Annotated in this window: 22 protein-coding genes; 14 read left to right on the top strand and 8 right to left on the bottom strand. The window is 57.5% G+C overall.

What is annotated here, in order from left to right; genetic code table 11:
- Window positions 1-147: 147 nt before the first annotated feature.
- Window positions 148-1,542 carry a Si-specific NAD(P)(+) transhydrogenase gene (gene sthA, locus ABJ99_RS10445; RefSeq protein ID WP_007252221.1) on the top strand — a complete coding sequence of 465 codons (1,395 nt, stop codon included), beginning with the start codon at window positions 148-150 and terminating at the stop codon, window positions 1,540-1,542.
- Window positions 1,543-1,584: 42 nt separating this feature from the next.
- On the opposite strand, the gene ABJ99_RS10450 is transcribed toward sthA, so the two are convergent.
- Both ABJ99_RS10450 and ABJ99_RS10455 read right to left on the bottom strand, forming a co-directional pair.
- Window positions 1,585-2,307 (bottom strand): glycerophosphodiester phosphodiesterase, encoded by a 723-nt coding sequence (locus ABJ99_RS10450; RefSeq protein ID WP_054085741.1) that lies wholly within the window; start codon window positions 2,305-2,307, stop codon window positions 1,585-1,587.
- 57 nt (window positions 2,308-2,364) lie between these two features.
- Window positions 2,365-2,952, bottom strand: a complete 588-nt coding sequence (locus tag ABJ99_RS10455) for a PilZ domain-containing protein (protein ID WP_007252223.1) — start codon at window positions 2,950-2,952, stop codon at window positions 2,365-2,367.
- Window positions 2,953-3,054: 102 nt separating this feature from the next.
- On the opposite strand from ABJ99_RS10455, the gene ABJ99_RS10460 reads away from it, so the two are divergent.
- The 4 genes from ABJ99_RS10460 (at window position 3,055) to queF (ending at window position 7,258) form a co-directional block, all read left to right on the top strand.
- On the top strand, window positions 3,055-4,305 hold the full coding sequence (locus tag ABJ99_RS10460) for a lipoprotein-releasing ABC transporter permease subunit (protein ID WP_054085742.1): 1,251 nt from the start codon (window positions 3,055-3,057) through the stop codon (window positions 4,303-4,305).
- A 7-nt stretch (window positions 4,306-4,312) separates the two neighbouring features.
- The gene (gene lolD / locus ABJ99_RS10465; RefSeq protein ID WP_174518439.1) at window positions 4,313-4,996 is read left to right on the top strand and encodes a lipoprotein-releasing ABC transporter ATP-binding protein LolD; all 684 of its coding nucleotides are present in this window, start codon (window positions 4,313-4,315) and stop codon (window positions 4,994-4,996) included.
- Window positions 4,997-5,072: 76 nt separating this feature from the next.
- A complete protein-coding gene (locus tag ABJ99_RS10470) occupies window positions 5,073-6,317 on the top strand; it encodes a lipoprotein-releasing ABC transporter permease subunit (RefSeq protein ID WP_054085743.1) in 1,245 nt (414 codons plus the stop codon).
- Between the two features lie 110 nt (window positions 6,318-6,427).
- Window positions 6,428-7,258 (top strand): NADPH-dependent 7-cyano-7-deazaguanine reductase QueF, encoded by an 831-nt coding sequence (queF, locus tag ABJ99_RS10475; RefSeq protein WP_054085744.1) that lies wholly within the window; start codon window positions 6,428-6,430, stop codon window positions 7,256-7,258.
- A gap of 268 nt (window positions 7,259-7,526) precedes the next feature.
- Here the strand turns inward: queF and ABJ99_RS10480 are convergent, their stop codons facing one another.
- Window positions 7,527-7,796 (bottom strand): DUF4404 family protein, encoded by a 270-nt coding sequence (locus ABJ99_RS10480; RefSeq protein ID WP_054085745.1) that lies wholly within the window; start codon window positions 7,794-7,796, stop codon window positions 7,527-7,529.
- A gap of 103 nt (window positions 7,797-7,899) precedes the next feature.
- A complete protein-coding gene (locus tag ABJ99_RS10485; protein WP_054085746.1) occupies window positions 7,900-8,508 on the bottom strand; it encodes a phosphatase in 609 nt (202 codons plus the stop codon).
- 197 nt (window positions 8,509-8,705) lie between these two features.
- On the opposite strand from ABJ99_RS10485, the gene ABJ99_RS10490 reads away from it, so the two are divergent.
- Window positions 8,706-9,407 carry an MlaA family lipoprotein gene (locus ABJ99_RS10490; protein ID WP_007253124.1) on the top strand — a complete coding sequence of 234 codons (702 nt, stop codon included), beginning with the start codon at window positions 8,706-8,708 and terminating at the stop codon, window positions 9,405-9,407.
- Window positions 9,408-9,499: 92 nt separating this feature from the next.
- On the opposite strand, the gene ABJ99_RS10495 is transcribed toward ABJ99_RS10490, so the two are convergent.
- A complete protein-coding gene (locus tag ABJ99_RS10495; protein ID WP_054085747.1) occupies window positions 9,500-9,799 on the bottom strand; it encodes a PilZ domain-containing protein in 300 nt (99 codons plus the stop codon).
- 268 nt (window positions 9,800-10,067) lie between these two features.
- Between ABJ99_RS10495 and rssB the strand changes: the two genes are divergently transcribed.
- Both rssB and rssC read left to right on the top strand, forming a co-directional pair.
- A complete protein-coding gene (gene rssB, locus ABJ99_RS10500; protein ID WP_054085748.1) occupies window positions 10,068-11,252 on the top strand; it encodes a two-component system response regulator RssB in 1,185 nt (394 codons plus the stop codon).
- A complete protein-coding gene (gene rssC, locus ABJ99_RS10505) occupies window positions 11,249-11,734 on the top strand; it encodes an anti-sigma factor antagonist RssC (RefSeq protein ID WP_002552898.1) in 486 nt (161 codons plus the stop codon). Before rssB ends, rssC begins: the two co-directional genes overlap by 4 nt.
- 78 nt (window positions 11,735-11,812) lie before the next feature.
- Here the strand turns inward: rssC and tal are convergent, their stop codons facing one another.
- The gene (gene tal, locus ABJ99_RS10510) at window positions 11,813-12,751 is read right to left on the bottom strand and encodes a transaldolase (protein WP_054085749.1); all 939 of its coding nucleotides are present in this window, start codon (window positions 12,749-12,751) and stop codon (window positions 11,813-11,815) included.
- Window positions 12,752-13,047: 296 nt separating this feature from the next.
- On the opposite strand from tal, the gene ABJ99_RS10515 reads away from it, so the two are divergent.
- The 4 genes from ABJ99_RS10515 (at window position 13,048) to ABJ99_RS10530 (ending at window position 16,531) form a co-directional block, all read left to right on the top strand.
- Window positions 13,048-14,310, top strand: a complete 1,263-nt coding sequence (locus ABJ99_RS10515; RefSeq protein WP_054085750.1) for a M20/M25/M40 family metallo-hydrolase — start codon at window positions 13,048-13,050, stop codon at window positions 14,308-14,310.
- A 118-nt stretch (window positions 14,311-14,428) separates the two neighbouring features.
- Window positions 14,429-14,866, top strand: coding sequence for a LexA family protein (locus ABJ99_RS10520; RefSeq protein ID WP_054085751.1), 438 nt, complete (start codon window positions 14,429-14,431; stop codon window positions 14,864-14,866).
- Window positions 14,867-14,955: 89 nt separating this feature from the next.
- Complete coding sequence (locus ABJ99_RS10525; protein WP_042914284.1) at window positions 14,956-15,195, top strand: hypothetical protein; 240 nt, start codon at window positions 14,956-14,958, stop codon at window positions 15,193-15,195.
- Between the two features lie 208 nt (window positions 15,196-15,403).
- A complete protein-coding gene (locus tag ABJ99_RS10530) occupies window positions 15,404-16,531 on the top strand; it encodes a sensor histidine kinase (protein ID WP_054085752.1) in 1,128 nt (375 codons plus the stop codon).
- A gap of 45 nt (window positions 16,532-16,576) precedes the next feature.
- On the opposite strand, the gene ABJ99_RS10535 is transcribed toward ABJ99_RS10530, so the two are convergent.
- Window positions 16,577-16,906: a hypothetical protein gene (locus ABJ99_RS10535; protein ID WP_054085753.1), complete on the bottom strand. Its 330-nt coding sequence runs from the start codon at window positions 16,904-16,906 to the stop codon at window positions 16,577-16,579.
- A gap of 102 nt (window positions 16,907-17,008) precedes the next feature.
- Window positions 17,009-17,824 (bottom strand): isocitrate lyase/PEP mutase family protein, encoded by an 816-nt coding sequence (locus ABJ99_RS10540; RefSeq protein WP_054085754.1) that lies wholly within the window; start codon window positions 17,822-17,824, stop codon window positions 17,009-17,011.
- Window positions 17,825-17,967: 143 nt separating this feature from the next.
- On the opposite strand from ABJ99_RS10540, the gene ABJ99_RS10545 reads away from it, so the two are divergent.
- Together ABJ99_RS10545 and ABJ99_RS10550 are read left to right on the top strand one after the other, a co-directional pair.
- A complete protein-coding gene (locus tag ABJ99_RS10545) occupies window positions 17,968-19,077 on the top strand; it encodes an alpha/beta fold hydrolase (RefSeq protein WP_080378094.1) in 1,110 nt (369 codons plus the stop codon).
- A gap of 14 nt (window positions 19,078-19,091) precedes the next feature.
- A complete protein-coding gene (locus tag ABJ99_RS10550) occupies window positions 19,092-20,021 on the top strand; it encodes a ThiF family adenylyltransferase (protein ID WP_054085755.1) in 930 nt (309 codons plus the stop codon).
- The last annotated feature ends 5 nt before the right edge of the window (window positions 20,022-20,026 follow it).

A 20,026-nucleotide genomic window follows, 5' to 3' on the forward strand; every position in this document is an offset into this window, starting at 1 on the left:
CACCTTGCCGAGAAACATGTGCAGACAAAAATTGGCCTTCGACGCGACCAAGGGTTAATGTTCGCCGCCTCAGTGCAGCGCTAGACTGCGCCGCGTGATTTAGCCAGAGATGCCAGAGTGGCGCCTCGGTCTGTTTAAGGAGTACGCATGGCTGTCTACAACTACGACGTAGTGGTACTGGGTTCCGGCCCTGCCGGAGAAGGCGCGGCAATGAATGCCGCCAAGGCGGGGCGCAAGGTCGCCATGGTCGACAGCCGTCGGCAAGTGGGCGGCAACTGCACCCATTTGGGCACCATCCCGTCCAAGGCTCTGCGTCACTCGGTCAAACAGATCATCCAGTTCAACACCAATCCCATGTTCCGGGCCATCGGCGAGCCACGCTGGTTTTCGTTTCCGGATGTGTTGAAAAACGCCGAAATGGTCATCTCCAAGCAAGTGGCATCGCGCACCGCCTATTACGCCCGCAATCGTGTCGACGTGTTCTTCGGCACCGGCAGCTTTGCCGACGAGACCAGCATCAACGTGGTCTGCTCCAACGGTGTGGTCGAAAAGCTGGTCGCCAATCAGATCATCATCGCCACCGGCTCGCGTCCATACCGCCCGGCCGACATCGATTTCAGCCACAAGCGTATCTACGACAGCGACACCATCCTCAGCCTGGGCCACACCCCGCGCAAACTGATCATCTATGGTGCGGGCGTGATCGGCTGTGAATACGCGTCGATCTTCAGTGGCCTGGGCGTGCTGGTCGAACTGGTGGACAACCGCGACCAGCTGTTGAGCTTCCTCGATTCGGAAATCTCTCAGGCGCTGAGCTATCACTTCAGCAACAACAACGTGATGGTCCGCCACAACGAAGAATACGAACGGGTCGAAGGGCTGGAAAACGGTGTGGTTCTGCACCTCAAGTCCGGCAAGAAAATCAAGGCCGACGCTTTGCTGTGGTGTAACGGCCGCACCGGCAACACCGACAAACTGGGGCTTGAGAACATCGGTCTGAAGGCCAATGGTCGTGGCCAGATCGAAGTCGACGAGACCTACCGCACCAGTGTTTCCAACGTCTACGGCGCCGGCGACGTGATCGGCTGGCCGAGTCTGGCGAGCGCTGCGTATGACCAGGGTCGCTCAGCGGCGGGCAGCATGGTCGATAACGGCAGCTGGCGTTACGTCAACGACGTGCCGACCGGGATCTACACCATTCCGGAGATCAGTTCGATCGGCAAGAACGAGCACGAGCTGACCCAGGCCAAGGTGCCTTACGAAGTCGGCAAGGCGTTTTTCAAGGGCATGGCGCGTGCGCAGATTTCCGGCGAGCGGGTCGGCATGCTGAAGATTCTCTTCCACCGCGAAACGCTTGAGGTGCTGGGCGTGCATTGCTTCGGTGACCAGGCGTCCGAGATCGTGCACATCGGTCAGGCCATCATGAGCCAACCGGGCGAGGCGAACACGATCAAGTACTTCGTCAACACCACGTTCAACTACCCGACCATGGCCGAAGCCTATCGGGTCGCGGCTTACGACGGCCTCAACCGGCTTTTTTAAGCGACTCCGGCCGGTGGCCTGAGCCGGCCGGGGAGACCGATTTCAGTGATTCCCGAGCGTGGCGTTGGCCAAACCGGGAAAGTCTGTAATCAGGCTGTCGACGCCGAAATCAGCGAGCCTGCGCATCAACGCAGGTTCGTTGACTGTCCAGACCGACACATGCAGGCCCTGACGCTGTGCTTTCTGCAGGCGCTCCGGGGTACACAGTGTCCAGTTCAACGCCAGAATCTCACAGCCATAGCTCTGCGCGACTTTCAGCGGGTCGAGCCACGCGTATTCAGCCACCAGTCCGCGCGAGATGTCCGGGGTCAAGTCAAGGGCGGCGCGCAGTACCTCGCGGGAGCTGGAGGTGATGGTGACCTTGTCCAGCAGACCATGACGCTGAACCATTTCCCGGATCGCCAGCACGGTGTTGGCGGCGCGAGTGCGTGAGGCGCTTTTGACTTCCAGCTGCCAGTGCTCGAAATCACACTGCTCGAACAGCTCCTCAAGGCGCGGAATGGGGCAGGGCGAAACCCAGCCGGGGCCACCCTCGCGCGCATCATAGGTCATCAGATCGGCAGCCAGGTGCTCGTTGACTTTACCGCGCCGGTCGGTGGTGCGCTTGAGGGTCGGGTCGTGGATGACCATCAACTCGCCATCCAGTGACAGATGCAAGTCCAGTTCACAACGGCGCACGCCGTGCTTGAGACATTCCTGGAAACTGACCAGGGTGTTTTCCGGTGCTTCGCCCTTGGCGCCGCGGTGGCCGTAGATAAGCGTCACGTGTACTCCTGGCCTGAAAGGCGCGGACTGCTGATGTGAAATTAACGTATTCGGAACTCAATTTCCGGATGGCTGGCCTTGCTCCAGCGCCTGACGCCGATGTTGGGCCTGACGCTGCAACACGTGGCGCGCGAGCAGTTGACGCTGGGCATCCGGCAAATTGACGAACTCGGTGTTGATCTCGAAACTGCCGTCCGCCAGCGCCTCGCACTGGCTCACTCTGGCGCGCAGCATCAAGCCGGCTGCCTGAGGCATCAGCACCATCTTGATCGACAGTTGTTCGCCCGTTGCAAAACCTTGTTGCGAATTGAATTGAATCCCGCCTTCGGACAGTTTTACCGGCTGAGGAGCGCCCAGTTTGCCCAGCGCAGTGTGCGCGACGACCTCGCCCAGCAGGTCGATGCGTTTGCTCAGCGACTTGAGAAAACTGTTCAGCACCCGGTCGCGCTCGTCGAGTTGCCGCATCAAATGCTGCGATTCGAACTCGCTGACGTGCAGTTCGCTAAGCAGGTCGAACAGCGTCGAGGTGTCCTGCATGGCGTCCTGACTTGCCTGGTCAGCGGATGACAAGGGGTTAATTTCCAGTGCGACGCTGTCGTCGATACGGTAGTATTCGCGGCGTCCTGCTTCATCTAATGTCGACATGGCGAACCCAAGCTAGCGGCGGTGGTCAGAGAGTTTCGAGTGTAAAGCTGCACGTCAAGGCCCGCCACACGGACGTCCTCATTCCTGCGAACAAAATCCTACATGTTCAGACCTCTTTTTGTATTTATCGGCACGCGCTACACCCGTGCGAAGCGACGCAATCACTTTGTATCCTTCATCTCCCTGACGTCCATGATCGGCCTGGCCCTTGGCGTGGTGGTGATGATAGTCGTGTTATCGGTCATGAACGGCTTCGATCATGAGATGCGTACCCGCGTCCTCGGCATGGTACCCCACGCCACCATCGAATCCGCCGACCCGATCACCGACTGGCGTGGCCTGGGTGCGAAAGTCCAGGAAAACCCGCAAGTGCTGGCGGTTGCGCCATTCACCCAGATGCAGGGTTTGCTGACCCACGACGGCAAGGTCCAGAAAGTGCTGCTCAACGGTATCGACCCGGTTGAAGAGCGCAAGGTCTCGATCATCGACCACTTCATCAAGCAGGGCCAGCTCGACAGCCTGTCGCCCGGCAGCTTCGGCATCATGATCGGCGACAAGGCCGCAGCCAAGCTGGGCGTGGGTATCGGCGACAAGCTGACCTTCGTCGCCCCTGAGGTGACGGTAACGCCCGCCGGAATGTTCCCGCGCATGAAGCGTTTCGAAGTGACGGGCATCTTTCATGTCGGCGCTGGCGAGATCGATGGCTTTCTCGGGTTGACCAACCTTGACGACCTGGGCCGTCTGCACCGCTGGAAGCCGAATCAGGTGCAGGGTCTGCGCCTGAAGTTCGATGACCTGTTCGCTGCGCCACGCACGTCGTGGGAAATCGCCCAGAAGCTTGGCGAAAACAATTTCTATTCCCGCGACTGGACGCGTACCCACGGCAACCTCTATCAGGCCATCCGCATGGAAAAAGCCATGATCGGTCTGTTGTTGCTGCTGATTGTGGCGGTTGCTGCGTTCAACATCATTTCCACGCTGGTCATGGTGGTCAACGACAAGAAGGGCGACATCGCGATCCTGCGCACGCTGGGCGCCACGCCACGGCAGATCATGGCGATCTTCATGGTGCAGGGCACGGTGATCGGCGTGGTCGGCACGCTGATCGGCGCGGCGCTGGGCATTCTCGCAGCGCTCAATGTCAGTGCCGCCATTTCGATGCTCGAAGGGCTGATCGGCCACAAATTTCTCAACGCCGACGTCTATTTCATTGATTACCTGCCTTCGCAACTGATGGCCCAGGACGTGTTCCAGGTCTGCGGTGCGGCGTTGGTCCTGAGTTTCCTCGCCACCCTGTATCCCGCCTGGCGTGCTGCGCGCACCCAGCCGGCGGAGGCGTTACGTTATGAGTGAGTCGGGCATGTCTGATAAAGCTGTATTGAGTTGCCGCAACCTGGGTAAATCCTACGAGGAAGGCCCGGAGTCGGTCGTGGTGTTGTCCGGCCTGCAACTGGAGCTGCATCCGGGTGAGCGGGTCGCAATCGTCGGTACTTCCGGTTCGGGTAAAAGCACCTTGCTGAACCTGCTGGGCGGGCTGGACACGCCCTCCGAAGGCAGTGTCTGGCTGGCCGGCGAAGAATTGTCGGCGCTCGGCGAAAAGGCCCGTGGCCTGCTGCGCAACCGGGCACTGGGTTTCGTCTACCAGTTCCACCACCTGCTGCCTGAGTTCACGGCGCTGGAAAATGTCTGCATGCCGCTGCTGATCGGCCGCACCGCCATCCCCGAAGCGCGTCAGCGTGCTACCGCGTTGCTCGAGCGTGTCGGTCTTGGTCATCGTCTGGCGCACAAGCCTTCGGAGTTGTCGGGCGGCGAGCGTCAGCGCGTTGCCATCGCCCGTGCGTTGGTCAATCAGCCGGGCCTGGTGATGCTCGACGAGCCTACCGGCAACCTCGACCACCACACCGCGCAGGGTATTCAGGACCTGATGCGCGAGCTGAGCACCTCGTCGCGCACGGCGTTTCTGGTGGTGACTCATGACATGGGGCTTGCCCGGCAGATGGACCGCGTCCTGCGTCTGGAAGGCGGGCGCCTCGTCGAGGCCTGATTGACCCTGCCCGGCGCAGCTCATCGCGTCGGGTTCGACGTTTTTCATAGGTGTTTTTTTCTACGGTGCTTCGCGAATGTTCAGACCGTTACCCATCTTCATCGGCATGCGCTATACCCGCGCCAAACGCCGCAAAAGCTTCATCTCGTTCATTTCGATGACCTCGATGATCGGGCTGGCACTCGGCGTGCTGGCCATGATCGTGGTGCTGTCGGTCATGAACGGCTTCCAGCGCGAAATGAGTTCGCGGATTCTGGGCATGGTGCCACATGCAGTGATCGCAGGCGCTAAGCCGGTGGACGACTGGAAACCGCTGGCCGCCGCTGCACTGAAAAACCCGGAAGTCACCGCTGCCGTACCGTTTACCGACATGGAAGGCATGCTGTCCTACAAGGGCTCGATGCAGCCGATCCAGATCAGCGGCGTTGAACCGGCGCTGGAGCATGAGGTGTCGATCGTCACGCAGCATATTACCCGCGGCAGTCTTGCAGACCTCAAACCAGGCGAGTTCGGTGTGGTGCTGGGCGATCTCACAGCGCGGCGTTTTCGCCTGACGATCGGCGACAAACTGACCCTGATCGTGCCGGAAGTCAGCAGCGCACCCGGCGGTATCACTCCGCGCCTGCAACGCCTGGCCGTGGTCGGCATCTTCAAGGTGGGTGCCGAGCTGGATGGTTCGATGGGGCTGATCAATATCGCCGATGCCGCGCAAATGCAGCGCTGGCAGCCTGATCAGGTGCAGGGTGTGCGTCTGGCGCTCAAAGATCTGTACAAGGCGCCGCAGGTTTCCACCGCCATTGCCGCCGAGCTGGGCACTGGCTATCACGCCGATGACTGGACCCATACGCAAGGCAGCCTGTTCAGCGCGATGAAAATGGAAAAGACCATGATCGGTCTGTTGCTGCTGATGATCGTCGCTGTGGCAGCGTTCAACATCATTGCCACGCTGATCATGGTGGTCAATGACAAGGGCGCCGACATTGCGATCCTGCGCACCATCGGCGCCACGCCGCGGCAGATCATGGCCATATTTATGGTGCAGGGCACGGTGATCGGCATTGTCGGCACATTGATCGGCGGCGTTCTCGGCATCATAGCTGCCTTGAACGTCAGCAGTCTGGTGGGCTGGATCGAACGGGTCAGCGGCCAGCACATTTTCAGCTCCGACGTGTACTTCATCAGCAACCTGCCTTCCGAATTGCAGGGCGGCGATGTACTGCTGATCTGCAGCGCGGGTTTCATTCTGAGCTTTCTGGCCACCGTTTACCCAGCCTGGCGTGCGGCGCAGATCGAGCCGGCGCATGCGCTGCGTTATGAGTAATCAGGCTTATTGCGCATAGCGATGGCGTGCGGGCTGAGGCGGATTTTTCGCTGAAAGCCCGCCGCAAACCCTATAGACTCGCCGCGTTAATTCTCGATCCAGGTATCGCCATGCATCCCGCAGCCGAACACTCGCCGCTGGGCAAATCCAGTGAATACATCGCCACCTATACGCCGTCCCTGCTGTTCCCGATCCCGCGTGCCACAAAATGGGCCGAGCTCGGGCTGACCGCGCAGACGCTGCCGTACAAAGGGGTCGATTTCTGGAACTGCTACGAGCTGTCCTGGCTGTTGCCGTCGGGCAAGCCGGTGGTGGCGATTGCCGAGTTCAGCATTCCGGCCGATTCGCCGAACATCATCGAATCTAAGTCTTTCAAGCTGTACCTCAACTCCCTGAACCAGACCGCTTTCGATGGCGTGGCGCTGGTGCAGGCGACGCTCGAAAAGGACTTGTCAGCGGCTGCCGGCAAACCGGTGGGCGTGCGTATTCGCAGCCTGGCGGACATCGAAGGGGAGGGTGTCGCGGCTTTGCCGGGTATTTGCATCGACGACCTGAACATCACCGTCAGCAGCTACGACCGGCCGCAGCCTGAATTGCTGCGCTGCGACGAGTCGCGCGTGGTCGAAGAAAGCGTGCACACCCATTTACTCAAATCCAACTGTCCGGTCACCAGCCAGCCTGACTGGGGCAGCGTGGTGGTCGACTATCGCGGCGCAGCGCTGGATCACGCCAGCCTGCTGGCGTATATCGTCAGCTTCCGCCAACATTCGGATTTCCACGAGCAGTGCGTGGAAAGAATCTTCCTCGACCTGCAGCGTCTGCTCAAACCGGAAAAACTGACCGTTTACGCCCGCTATGTCCGCCGCGGCGGTCTGGACATCAACCCGTACCGCAGCACTGAAGTGCTTAGCGTGGATAATCGCAGGTTGGCTCGGCAGTAGCTTCGTCTGTGCCTTGAACCGTAAACAAACAACACTGACATCGCAAAAACGCTGTATGACGCAGAGCTGGACGCTCCCCTTGTGGGATCGGAGCGGGCGACGCTTCGCTTGTTCGCGAAAGGACCGGTACATCCGCCGAAAATGCGTCGCCTGAAACACCGTCTTCGTGGACAAGTCCACTCCTACGCCCTCCGGGCAGAAACTCGTTTTCCGCGCTCATCAGGACTCTTTAATGCGCGGAACGAGCCAAAGTACTAACCCAACTCGATCAAATCCCGATATTGCCCAGTGTCTGCACGATGCTGCGCAACGTACCGGCAATACCCGGATGCTCCAGCTCAAAACGCTCTACGGCCAGATTCACACCATCGGCAAGGCTGCTGTCCTGCTCGTGAGTCGCTTGTTCCAGCTGAATTTTAGTTTCAATTTGTTGCATCAGTTCGTGCAGGTTGTCCCGCTCGGATTCTGACATCGGCGGTTTGTGCTCAAGTTGCTCGCGCAGGGTATCGAGTTGTTCTTGAAGTTCGCGGGCGGGCATGATGTGCTCCTTGATTGATAAGTCTGTGTCATGGACTTCGCCGCTTGGCGAAAGGTCCGTCATGACCCAAGACTAATCCAGTAATCATCCCGCTGCATATGTATCAAGGCTTTTCGCCTTTGCTGCGCCGCAGGGCGATGTCGGCCAGGCAGGACTCCAGCTCGCCCAGATGATCAATGACCGAGTGCACGCCCAGCGCATAGAGCTTGAGCGTTGCCTGCGCACGTCGCTGCTCGCGTTTCGCGTCGCTGAGCGCTTGCCATTGTGCCGGAGACAGTCCGCATAGCGGCCCGCAGGAGGCCAGGCCGATGGTCCATAGCCCGGCGTTCAAGCCGGACTGCAACAGGCGCGGGTCGCCGCTGATCAGCACGCAGCCGTCCAGTTGCGGGACGTTTAGCGCCATCAGCGCCAACCAGCAGGCATCAGGTGCAGGCCATTTCGCGGCTGGACGAGGGGCGCAGACTATCCAGTCATCCAGTGGCGCAGCGAGGGGAGTGCTCACGGTTTCAGGCAGCTCTTCAAGCCAGGCGCAAGGTTGCCCCTGGGCACGCAGGGTTTTCAGTATTTCCAGCGCGCCCGGTGTCGGCTGAAGGTGTTCAGGCCCCGGGCGCCCAACCGTTCCGGCCTGTGCGCCAAAATCCACTAGGCAGCCGCTGAGGCCGAAAAGCAGGGCTGGGAAAGTCGGCAAAGGCGTGAGGACCGGCGCGAGCATGAGCAAATCTCTGAAATACCCAACACGCTACTGCGCTTGTATGACAGTTGGATGACGACGTGATGACCAGGTTTATCCGCGTTGCTTTGCTGACAGACCTGCCTTATTCACGACAGAAGGCTTTATACTCCAGGACTTAGCGTGTGGGGCGTTGCACCCGCGTCATTATTTCGATATCTCGATCAGGAGTGTCAGCTATGCCCGTGACCGGTGCAGGCTTTATCAAACGTTTGGCGCAACTTTCTCTGTGCGCAGGCATTGCGCTGGTCCCGGTGGCCGTTCAGGCTGCTGAAGACGATCCGTGGGAAGGCATCAACCGTTCCATCTTCAGCTTCAACGACACCCTCGACACTTACACGCTCAAGCCGCTGGCCAAGGGTTATCAGTACATCGCCCCGCAATTCGTTGAGGACGGTATTCACAACTTCTTCAACAACATCGGCGACGTCGGCAACCTGGCCAACAACGTGCTGCAAGCCAAGCCTGCAGCCGCCGGCGTCGACACCGCACGCATGATCTTCAACACCACTTTCGGGCTGCTGGGTTTCATCGACGTAGGCACCCGCATGGGCCTGCAACGCAACGATGAAGACTTCGGTCAGACACTTGGCTACTGGGGCGTGCCAAGCGGCCCGTTCGTGGTTCTTCCGTTGCTGGGGCCGAGCACCGTGCGTGATGCCTTCGCCAAGTACCCGGACACCTACACCTCGCCCTACCGCTACATCGATCATGTTCCGACCCGTAACACCGCGCTGGGTGTCAATCTGGTCGATACGCGTGCCAGCCTGCTGTCCGCAGAGCGCATGGTCAGCGGTGATCGTTACACCTTCATCCGTAATGCCTATTTGCAGAACCGGGAGTTCAAGGTCAAGGATGGCAAGGTTGAAGACGACTTTTAATCGACACGTAGAATGTGTGTGATAAAACCAATAAAGGCGACCTCGGGTCGCCTTTATTATTTTGTGTATTTGTGAACCCGTTCCGCTTCAAATCAGCTCATCGAGACGATGGACAGCCCAAGTTTTTGACCGCCGCCTTCTTCATCACTGACCCAGACAACCTCGGTTTCTGCCTCAAGACCCTTGAGCGCCTGATGATCGGAGTCGATCCGCACGCTGAGTTTGTCGCCCACCTGAAAAGAGCGGGGTGTCTGAACCTGCATGCCCGAGCTGGACAGATCAATGCATACGGCAGGAATGACCTGACCGGCGTGGATCAGATTGACGTCTGCGTCGACGCGCATGCGGATGTAATCCCGTTTTTCCTCGTAGTCGCGATCAGTTCGACTCATGTTCAGTCCCTTCGTTTTAGTTGCTGATTAATCAGTTCTTATAACTCCCGGTGATTTGAGATGTAAAGAGCACGAAGTGAGGGGCGGAGCATGCTTGAAACACCCGTCGGATGGGAGTACCGTCTGCGCCTTGAAGGGCACCTCTGAACATGACGCACACACGGTGTTGCGGACGTGAAATTGCAGAGAGGCTAGAAGCGAATCCAGTAAGCGGGTTCCGGTGATTCCGGGCCGCCTACGCCAACCTTATCTGGCGCCGTTTGCCCACATGCCAAAAACCAGTGCCACGCTGCTGATTATCGATGACGACGAAGTAGTGCGCGCGAGTCTCGCCGCCTATTTGGAAGACAGTGGCTTCAGCGTCCTCCAGGCCAGCAATGGCTTGCAGGGAATACAGATATTCGAGCAGGAAAAGCCCGATCTGGTGGTGTGCGACTTGCGCATGCCGCAGATGGGTGGACTTGAACTGATTCGTCAGGTGACCGCCAGTGCTCCGCAGACCCCGGTAATCGTTGTTTCCGGGGCCGGCGTGATGAGCGATGCGGTGGAAGCGTTGCGTCTGGGCGCCGCCGATTACCTGATCAAACCCCTTGAAGATCTGGCGGTACTCGAACATTCAGTGCATCGCGCCCTGGACAGGGCACGCCTGCTCAACGAAAACCAGGTCTACCGCGAGAAGCTTGAAAAAGCCAATCGCGAGCTTGAAGCCAGCCTGCACCTCTTGCAGGAAGATCAGGACGCAGGTCGGCAAGTGCAGATGAATATGCTGCCGATCACCCCTTGGTCTATCGCCGAGTTCCAGTTCGCTCACCAGATCATTCCCTCGTTGTACCTGTCCGGCGACTTCGTCGATTATTTTCGGGTCGACGAACGGCGCGTTGCCTTCTATCTTGCCGATGTCTCAGGGCATGGAGCGTCTTCGGCGTTCATCACCGTGCTGCTGAAGTTCATGACCACCCGCCTGCTGTTCGAATCGAAGCGCGGTGGAACACTGCCCGAATTCAAACCGTCGGACGTACTTGGACATATCAACCGTGGCCTGATCAGTTGCAAACTGGGCAAGCATGTCACTATGGTGGGCGGGGTGATCGACGAAGAATCGGGCACGCTGACCTACGCCGTTGGCGGCCATCTGCCGCTGCCGGTGCTGTACACCGAGGGGCAGGCACATTATCTGGAAGGCCGTGGTCTGCCGGTCGGCTTGTTCAACGAGGCGACCTATCAGGATCACGAAGTGGAACTGCCGGCGTCCTTCAGTCTGACCATGCTGTCTGATGGCATACTGGATTTGCTACCCGGTGATACACTCAAAGAAAAAGAAGCTGTGCTTCCCGAGTTGGTGAAGACGGCTGGCGGCAGCCTGGAAGGCTTGCAGCGGGTTTTTGAATTGGCAACGCTAGGGGAGATGCCGGATGATATCGCCTTGTTAGTGTTAAGCAGGAATCTTGAATGAGTACCGGTAGAATCCAGTTCGCCGAGCAGGAAGGCACCTTCGTTCTGAAGTTCGTGGGTGAAGTGCGGTTGACGCTGTGTTCGGCCCTGGACGCGACTATCGAGCGAATCTTCACGGCGTTGAATTTTTCCGCGGTGGTGATCGATCTGACCGAGACGCGCAGCATCGACAGTACGACATTGGGTCTGCTGGCCAAATTATCGATCCTGTCACGTCAGAAAGTGGGCTTGCTGCCGACCCTGGTGACCACTCACGAAGACATCACGCGGCTGCTGCAGTCCATGGGCTTCGATCAGGTGTTCAACATCGTTGACCGGCCTTTGCCGCGCCCTGAGTCCCTGACCGACCTGCCGTCGCAGGATCAGTGTGAAGAAGTGGTGAAGGCGAAGGTGCTTGAAGCGCATAAGATCCTCATGGGCCTGAACGACTCCAACCGTGAAGCATTTCATGACCTGGTCAATGCGCTCGAAGGGCAACGCTAGGCGAGCCATTCCTGTGTCTTACTGAGTCACAGGCAGCAAAAAGGGCGGCACCCGCGAGGGTGCCGCCCTTTAGTGTTTTCAGAGTTTGTCGGAGAGCAATGCTTCCAGCTTTTCCTGATCGCGAGCGAACTGACGAATGCCTTCGGCCAGTTTTTCGGTGGCCATGGCGTCTTCGTTGGAGTCCCAGCGGAACTGGCTTTCGGTCAGGTTCTTGACCGTAGCCGGGCGTTTCTCACCTGCGTTATCCGGGGTAAGTTTACGCTCCAGCGTGCCAGTGTCTTCGGCCAGCTGTTTGAGTAGCTCGGTGCTGATGGTCAGGCGGTCACAACCGGCCAGTTGTTCGATCTGGTTCAGGTTGCGGAAGCTGGCACCCATTACGACGGTTTTGAAGTCGTTGGCCTTGTAGTAATTGTAAATGCGCGTTACCGACTGCACGCCCGGATCTTCAGCACCGGTGTAATCGGTGCCCGCCGACTTTTTGTACCAGTCGTAGATGCGGCCCACGAATGGCGAGATCAGGAATACGCCCGCTTCGGCACACGCGACAGCCTGAGCGAAGGAAAACAGCAATGTCAGGTTGGTCTGGATGCCTTGCTTCTCAAGGTGCTCGGCGGCGCGGATGCCTTCCCAGGTCGAGGCAAGTTTGATAAGTACCCGGTCGCGGCTGACGCCCGCTTTGTCGTACAGACCGATCAAACGCTCGCTGCGTTGAATCAGCGCATCTTTGTCAAAAGACAGCCGGGCGTCCACTTCAGTGGATACACGACCTGGTACAACCTTGAGAATCTCCTGACCGATGGCAACCGCAAAGCGGTCACATGCCAGTCCGATGTCGCCGTTGCTGCCGCTGAAGGCTTCTTTGAGCATCGGCTTGTTGCCTTCGCTCGATGCCGCTTTGAGCAGCAGGGAAGGGTTGGTCGTGGCGTCCTGCGGCTTGAGGCTTTCGATGGCGCCAAAATCGCCGGTGTCGGCAACGACGGTGGTGAATTTCTTGAGTTGATCCAGCTTGGAAGTCATGAGCGTGCTCTGTCCTGTGCGGTTGGATGACATTACCCGAGCGCTGCCGCCCACTCAAGGCCGCAGAACACAATGCCTGCGGATGGAGGGCGTCGAGGGTCGGCATAGTCGTGAAAACCCTGTCTAGACTGTTTTGGAGCCCATGGCAGACTGCTTGTTCCCTCGATCTTTATTTTGCTCCTCCAGGTGTTACAAACAGGCGCGGCAATCTCGAACGCACACGCAGCGAATCTGGTGTTGAGTGGATCATTGCGGTAAAGATGCAGCTTCAATAAGCGATGACTGAAGGAACCAGCATGCATCCACAACGCGCATCCCTTACCGCTGCAATCGGCTTTTCCCTGTTTTCTCTGAGTGCAGTAGCGGCGAGTACAATGGCCGCCGATTTGCCGGCCAATCAGTTGCTGAAGCAGGCGCAGGCTGAACAACCGTCCTATCTCGCAACGGTCAGGCAGTTAGTGGATGTCGACACCGGCACCGGTCAGGCGCCCGGTCTGAAAGTCATCAGCGCGCTACTGGTCGAACGTCTCAAAGCACTGGGTGCCGACGTCACGACCACGCCTGCCGAGCCGTCTGCTGGCGATAACATTGTCGGCACGTTCAAAGGCAGTGGTACGAAATCCTTCTTGCTGATGGTCCACTACGACACCGTCTTCGGCCCCGGTACCGCCGCAAAGCGTCCGTTCAGGCTCGACAGCGAACGCGCCTATGGCCCCGGTGTCGCCGACGCCAAAGGCGGGGTAGCGATGATTCTGCATTCGCTGAAACTGCTGCAGGATCAGAAATTCAAAGCGTTCGGCACGCTTACGGTGTTGTTCAATCCGGACGAGGAAACCGGCTCCAGCGGCTCGAAAAAAGTCATTGCCGAACTGGCTCGCCAGCACGATTACGTCTTTTCCTACGAGCCGCCTGACAAGGACGCCGTCACCGTCGCCACCAACGGCATCAACGGCCTGATCCTCGACGTCAAAGGCAAATCATCCCACGCAGGCTCGGCACCCGAAGCAGGGCGCAACGCCGCCATCGAGCTGGCGCACCAGATGCTGCAACTCAAGGACCTCGGCGATGCGGGCAAAGGCACGACAGTCAACTGGACACTCATCAAAGGCGGCGAGAAGCGCAATATCATCCCGTCCAGCGCCTCGGCTGAAGCGGACATGCGCTATTCCGACCTGAGTGAAAGTGATCGCGTGCTGGCAGATGGGCAGCGAATCGTGAAGAACACGTTCATCGACGGCACTGAAGTGACGTTGCGCATGGAGAAGGGCCGTCCACCGTTGGCAAAAAACCCGGGTTCGGAACAGCTGGCAAAAACCGCGCAGGCACTCTACGGAAAAATCGACCGCAGCATCGAATCCATCGCCATGCGCTTCGGCACTGACGCAGGCTATGCCTATGTGCCCGGCAGCGCCAAACCCGCAGTACTGGAAACAATGGGTGTCGTGGGTGCCGGTTTGCACGCCGATGACGAGTACATCGAGCTGTCGAGCATCGCGCCCAGGCTCTATCTGACCATTGCGCTGATCATGCAGTTATCACGAGCTGATCTGGCGCCTTAGATAAATCCTGCTCAGACTGAAGCCCGCCATTGGTCGAGAGGCGGGCTTCAGGATTGACTGCGAGTCTGAGAAACGATTAACTGTATATGCATACAGTTAATCATAAAAGGCTCACCGCATGAGTGTCACATTCCTTGGCCCGTTGTCGGCAGAGGGCATAAAGCTCCCGTTCATTTCCATGTCCTCCACCGGCTCGCAGTCGCCTGTCGTGGAAAAACACGTCTCGATCGCCGAGCTTTGTGAGGTCCGTGAGCCGCACGCTTACCTGGCCAGGATCGACGACGAGGGCATGCGCGGGGTTGGCATGTGTCTGGGTGACATGCTGGTGGTCGACCGCAGCCAGTACGCCGAGCATGGCGACATCGTGGTCGCGTCACTCAACGCCCGGCAGATCTGTCGGCGCCTGTACATGCGTGGCGAATTCGTGGTTCTGCAGTCCGAAAACAGCGATTACCCCTCGCTTCAGGTGACCGATAACGATGACCTGATCATCCTCGGCGTGGTGACCTACAGCATGAAAAACCTGCTGGACGGTCGAAACGCCCGGAGCGAATAATAGTTGACCGGCTATGACCCGGCCTTGCATTACACCCCCTTGCATGGTCTGCTGCTGGCCATCTTGGTTTCACTGGAGAAATTGACCCCATGCAGGAACGAATCGACCAATTGCGGCTTGCCAAAGCGCTTCAGGGAGACGTCAGTGATCTGGTCAGAGCGCTCGACGCGGCCAGCACGCGGGCAGACGTAGAAGCAGAGGCCGCGCTGCAAATCGAATACATCCACGGACTTGAAACCACCAGAAAGCTGCGTGCTGCCGACGCCGAAGCGCTTTACATCATATTTGACGATGCGGTTCAGGCGCGTTTGCAGGCGCTGGCCGAATAGCTCAGGCACCGTCCTTCTGCTTCGTTTCGCTCCGTTGATGCCTGTATCGCCTGCAAGGTGACAGTCATCATCTGCCTGAGCGCATTTAGTCAGCACTTCCTGCCAACAATGTGATCCAAAAATACCCAACCGTTCTCTCCGCCTGGATAAGTGCTTGACTTGCACTCGGGAGATGCCATTTGCTGACTATTCAAAGGATCAGGTTGCTATGCGGTTATCGGGTTTCATCCTCGAAAATATCGAACCCATCGTGCAGGAGTGGACCGATTTCGCCCGCACGATGGCCACGCCTGGCGAGCCTCTTGATACCCGAGAACTCAGGGATCATGCCGAACAGATGCTTCGAGCCATTGCTATGGACCTGCAAACGGATCAGTCGTCCCAGGAACAGGTCGACAAATCGCAAGGCCAGGTGGTGTCGGAAGACCAGACCGCTGCCAAGACCCATGCCATTACCCGGTTGATGTCGGGCTTTACCATCGATCAGGTGGTGTCGGAGTTTCGGGCATTGCGGGCCAGTGTGATCAAGCAGTGGATGCTAAACGAGACCGCAGACACGCAATTACGCATGGAAGACATGATCAGGTTCAACGAAGCCATCGACCAGGCGCTCGCGGAATCCATCTCCAGCTACACCGGCGCGGTCCAGGCTTCGCGCAATATCTTCCTCGGCATCCTCGGGCACGATCTGCGCACGCCGTTGAGCGCGATCCTGTTGGGCGCCGACGTTCTGTTGCGCACCAGCGACCTGGGCGCGCGACCGACCAAAGTGGCTTCAAGAATTTACTCAAGTGTAAAGCGCGCCAGTCAGATCGTGGGCGACCTGCTGGACTTCACGCGCTCACAGATCGGCCCCGGCATTCCGATGAAAAGGACCGAGATTGATATCCAGCCCATCTGCGCGCGCATTGTCGACGAGTCGCGCACGGTCAACCCCGAGGCAGACATCCGCCTGACGTCCAGCGAACAGGTCATCGGCCACTTTGACGGTGATCGGCTGGAACAAGTGTTTTCCAACCTCATCGGCAACGCGATCCAGCACGGCAACAGCCGCGATCCCGTGGAAGTCACGCTCGCAGCGTCCGGCGGCACCCTTCAGTTCACCGTTCACAACACCGGCAGCCCGATCCCTGAAGACGTCCTCCCGTTCATCTTCAACCCGATGGGACGCTACTCCCCCGAGCAGATCACCGACAACGGCCCTTACTCAAGCCTGGGACTCGGCCTGTTCATCGTCTCCAAGATAGTCGACGCCCATGGCGGACGGATTGAAGTGACATCGAACGCGGAGCAGGGGACGACGTTTGCGGTGTTTATTCCTCTGGACGCGGGTTGATGTTTAGCAGCAGCCTCTTGCGCGCAATGTCGACTCATGAACGAGTCAGCTCAGGATGATTACTCCTTGGCGTGCGACCCGGATGAGATGTTTGTAGGTAGCCGATGCACTGCCGTCAGCGGGGAGATGAATAATCAATACATCGAAAAAGTCGTCGCCCCACTGGTTCATATCCGCAGCCTCATCAAACAACTGCAAAGCCGAGTTTATTGCATTGGTCAGAGATGCCCCTGAGGAGGGCAAGACGCTGCGGGTTGCCAGTTGTGCAACGTTAGAAGGGCGAAGCGTTCGCCAGGCCAGACGACAGGCTGCACCGTTGATCGCCACGCCGTTCCCGATGCCGATGACGGGCCTCCGGTTTCTATCGAATATCACGCGTACGCTCCATGCAGACAGTCGAGTCTGGGTTTAGTCGTCCTCTGGCCGCGTTAATACGTTTGGCTCGGTCGTTGGGTACTCTTGCCTGGAATGACCAGGTTAACGCATCACTTCATCAAGCTGACTCAGACTCAAACCTGATGTCAGATAATCCAGCCCGTCGGGTTGATCCAACGACAGTAGAACCGTTGAAATCTGCCGGTAGGCGGCACGAAACAGTGAACTGCCAAGGCTGATCCGGCGAATTCCGATTGTTTTGAGCCTGTCAATCGTCATACCGGAAACAGGAAGGACGTTGATGGGTTTGGTAAGCGAGCGCTTTATCACTTCAAGGTCTTCAATCGATCTCACACCGGGCGCGAACAAGCAATCGGCTCCTGCCTCTTCGAAGGCAACCAGCCGCACAATGACCTCATTCAAAGAATATTCATGCGCCCCAAGCAAATAGTCCGTCCTTGCGGTGACTATAAAGTCTGGGTCGAGCGTGTGGGCTGCGTTACTGGCCGCGCGCACACGATCACTCGCTTCTTCTACAGAGAAAAACAGCGGACTGCCTGGATCAGCGTAGTCAGATATATCTTCAATGGACGCGCCTGCGCAGCCCAAGGTCAAGACTCGCCTGAAGTGTTCCTCGACCTTTTGCATCGTCTTTGCCAGACCATTCTCCAGATCTGCAGTGACAGGTATGCCTACCGCCCGCACGATGCGATCTATAGCCGCAAAGCGATCTTCGTTGTCCATTTCTGGTGATGAATCGCGAAAGCCCTGTGCGTAGGCAATCCCGGCGCTGGTTGTACCGATGCTGGCGTAACCCATTTGTTGAATGAGTCGCGCGCTTCCCTCACACCAGGCATTGGGCATGACGAACAACCCATTGCTGTCATGTAGCTTTCTGAACACCTGACGTGTATGCATAACAACTCCCTGAAAACCCAATATTAGTAGCCTTCACAGAAAACAGGATTAAAAAAAAGTGAAGGGTATTAAAAAAGATTGAACAGACAATGATCAGGGCATGTGGAATGCTTTCACTCACTTTATCGCAAGGATGTCGAGTCATGAAATGGATAACTTCTGCTGCCTTATTGTTTGCGTCTTGTGCCACCGCCTTAATGGTGGCGGCCTCTCCAGCGTCCACCACCTCAGTGACAAGTGTAGGGGGTGTGGAAGTCCATACCGTCAAGCTGACAACAGAAGCAATAAAGATGGCCATCTGGCGTGATCCGCCGAAAGGCACCCATACCCAGACCATGAAAGAGTCACAGGTTGTCCTGTTTATTCATGGCGCAACGATTTCGGGCAATCTCTCGGCAGGGTACTCCATCGACGGCTATTCGTGGGCGCAGGATGTGGCCAATTCGGGACGCGATGCCTGGGTTGTCGACCTGCCGGGGTATGGTCGTTCTGATGATTATCCGGAAATGCGTGAGGCCAGCCCGGATGCTAAAAGTGAACCGGTGGGCAATGCCAAAAGTCTGGTGCCCGTCATTGATGCGGCTGTCGACTATGTATTGAAGTTCACGGGCGCTAAAAAACTGACGATTATCGCCACGTCCAGAGGCGCCATACCGGTGGGATATTACTTGAACGCGCACGGCGAAAAAGTAGACAAGGTCGTGTTTAATTCTCCCATTGTACGGCGTGATACGACGGACCCCGACATTGTCAGAGGTTTGTTCGGAAGTGTCGAAAGACCCGATAAGAACTTTTATGAGATTCCGGTGGACAAGCGATTGTCCATGATAGAAGAAGATCGTCCAGCAGGCACCGAAACACAGTTGGAGGGCGCGTTCATAAAAAACTGGCCCGGCGACGCGGTGTTGGAAAGAGCCCATCAAAAAAACATGATTAAGGTGCCCGGTGGCTTTGCCCAGGATATCTATGACGCCTGGCATGGTGTTTATTGGGACCCTGCAAAAATCAACGTGCCCGTTTTGATTACACGTGGTGACTATGACCATGTGCTGACCACCGCGGCGGATGCAGACTGGCTGTACACGAGCCTGAGCAATGCCCCCAGTAAACGGTATGTGCTGATTGATAAAGGTACTCATGCCATGTTGTTTGAAAAAAAGCGTTTCGAACTCTATCGCGAAGTTCAGGTTTTTCTGGAAGGTTCATACAACCGATTGTCACTGACGTGTAATTTTTGTGGCGGCCGCAACTAATCAAGGAGCAGACCATGTTGAAGAAAGCACGCATTGTTAAATTCCCCGGTGTTTTCGTCGAGCACGTGTACAACGAGCGTGTTTCACGCAGCGGTTGTTTTCTCGGGAACACGAAACTGGAGCAACTGGCCAATCAAGGCAAGCTCTCCGATGCCGTTGTCGGTGTCGCAGGCGCTGGCGGTATTGGCGGTGCGGTGGCATTGGGGTTGGCGAGGTTAGGTGTCAGGCACATCAAAATTGCCGATCCTGACTCTTTCGATATCAGCAACATCAATCGACAGTTTGGTGCGTCACTGGAAACCGTCGGTCGTAACAAAGCGTTGGTGGTTGCCGAACTTGTCCACCGGTTGGCGGGTGACGTGAGCGTCGATGTGTTTCCTGAGGGCATACAGAAGCACACCGCTGAAGCGTTTGTGGAGGACTGTGACCTGGTGCTGGACCAGATGGACTTCTATAGCATCGCCGAACGGTATGCGCTGCACCGAGCGTATCGAAACTCAACCAGGTGCAAGGGTCTATTGGCCTCTTCGGTGGTGGGTTGGGGCGCAAACATCTACAAGTTCGACAAGGCCGGTCTGACGCTGGAAGATTTTTATAACATTCCGGAAGAGGCGGAGATGACACCTGAGCTGGTTGAAAAACTGGTCATGCTTCAAGCTTCTTATCAACCACGGTTTCCAAGTATTCCTGATATTTTCAACTGGATGAAAGACACAGGAAACGTGCCCATTCTTTCAGTGGCACCGACGGCCTCGCACTACCTGATTCTCTGTCGTTCAGCATTGATGCTGTGCGATCTCGAGGGCGCACCGTATAGCACCGAACTTCCTCCCATGCCTAAATATTATTGGTTCGATGGCTCCACGTTTGATAACGGCATTTATGAGTTCGACGGTGCATGGGCCAATCCCGATGAACACCGCAAGCATTTCAATATCGATTGATCCCC

It is taken from the genome of Pseudomonas syringae pv. cilantro (assembly GCF_001293775.1).
GTDB classification, from domain to species: domain Bacteria; phylum Pseudomonadota; class Gammaproteobacteria; order Pseudomonadales; family Pseudomonadaceae; genus Aquipseudomonas; species Aquipseudomonas syringae_P.

What these genes read in the sequence shown, in the direction of transcription:
- rssC (WP_002552898.1), top strand. Translation starts at nt 11,249, where the DNA reads ATGAGTACCGGTAGAATCCAGTTCGCCGAGCAGGAAGGCACCTTCGTT.
- ABJ99_RS10520 (WP_054085751.1), top strand. Translation starts at nt 14,429, where the DNA reads ATGAGTGTCACATTCCTTGGCCCGTTGTCGGCAGAGGGCATAAAGCTC.
- ABJ99_RS10530 (WP_054085752.1), top strand. Translation starts at nt 15,404, where the DNA reads ATGCGGTTATCGGGTTTCATCCTCGAAAATATCGAACCCATCGTGCAG.
- rssB (WP_054085748.1), top strand. Translation starts at nt 10,068, where the DNA reads ATGCCAAAAACCAGTGCCACGCTGCTGATTATCGATGACGACGAAGTA.
- ABJ99_RS10525 (WP_042914284.1), top strand. Translation starts at nt 14,956, where the DNA reads ATGCAGGAACGAATCGACCAATTGCGGCTTGCCAAAGCGCTTCAGGGA.
- lolD (WP_174518439.1), top strand. Translation starts at nt 4,313, where the DNA reads ATGTCTGATAAAGCTGTATTGAGTTGCCGCAACCTGGGTAAATCCTAC.
- ABJ99_RS10495 (WP_054085747.1), bottom strand. Translation starts at nt 9,799, where the DNA reads ATGAGTCGAACTGATCGCGACTACGAGGAAAAACGGGATTACATCCGC.
- ABJ99_RS10485 (WP_054085746.1), bottom strand. Translation starts at nt 8,508, where the DNA reads ATGCTCGCGCCGGTCCTCACGCCTTTGCCGACTTTCCCAGCCCTGCTT.
- ABJ99_RS10460 (WP_054085742.1), top strand. Translation starts at nt 3,055, where the DNA reads ATGTTCAGACCTCTTTTTGTATTTATCGGCACGCGCTACACCCGTGCG.
- queF (WP_054085744.1), top strand. Translation starts at nt 6,428, where the DNA reads ATGCATCCCGCAGCCGAACACTCGCCGCTGGGCAAATCCAGTGAATAC.
- ABJ99_RS10550 (WP_054085755.1), top strand. Translation starts at nt 19,092, where the DNA reads ATGTTGAAGAAAGCACGCATTGTTAAATTCCCCGGTGTTTTCGTCGAG.
- ABJ99_RS10455 (WP_007252223.1), bottom strand. Translation starts at nt 2,952, where the DNA reads ATGTCGACATTAGATGAAGCAGGACGCCGCGAATACTACCGTATCGAC.
- ABJ99_RS10480 (WP_054085745.1), bottom strand. Translation starts at nt 7,796, where the DNA reads ATGCCCGCCCGCGAACTTCAAGAACAACTCGATACCCTGCGCGAGCAA.
- ABJ99_RS10515 (WP_054085750.1), top strand. Translation starts at nt 13,048, where the DNA reads ATGCATCCACAACGCGCATCCCTTACCGCTGCAATCGGCTTTTCCCTG.
- ABJ99_RS10490 (WP_007253124.1), top strand. Translation starts at nt 8,706, where the DNA reads ATGCCCGTGACCGGTGCAGGCTTTATCAAACGTTTGGCGCAACTTTCT.
- ABJ99_RS10540 (WP_054085754.1), bottom strand. Translation starts at nt 17,824, where the DNA reads ATGCATACACGTCAGGTGTTCAGAAAGCTACATGACAGCAATGGGTTG.
- tal (WP_054085749.1), bottom strand. Translation starts at nt 12,751, where the DNA reads ATGACTTCCAAGCTGGATCAACTCAAGAAATTCACCACCGTCGTTGCC.
- sthA (WP_007252221.1), top strand. Translation starts at nt 148, where the DNA reads ATGGCTGTCTACAACTACGACGTAGTGGTACTGGGTTCCGGCCCTGCC.
- ABJ99_RS10545 (WP_080378094.1), top strand. Translation starts at nt 17,968, where the DNA reads ATGAAATGGATAACTTCTGCTGCCTTATTGTTTGCGTCTTGTGCCACC.
- ABJ99_RS10470 (WP_054085743.1), top strand. Translation starts at nt 5,073, where the DNA reads ATGTTCAGACCGTTACCCATCTTCATCGGCATGCGCTATACCCGCGCC.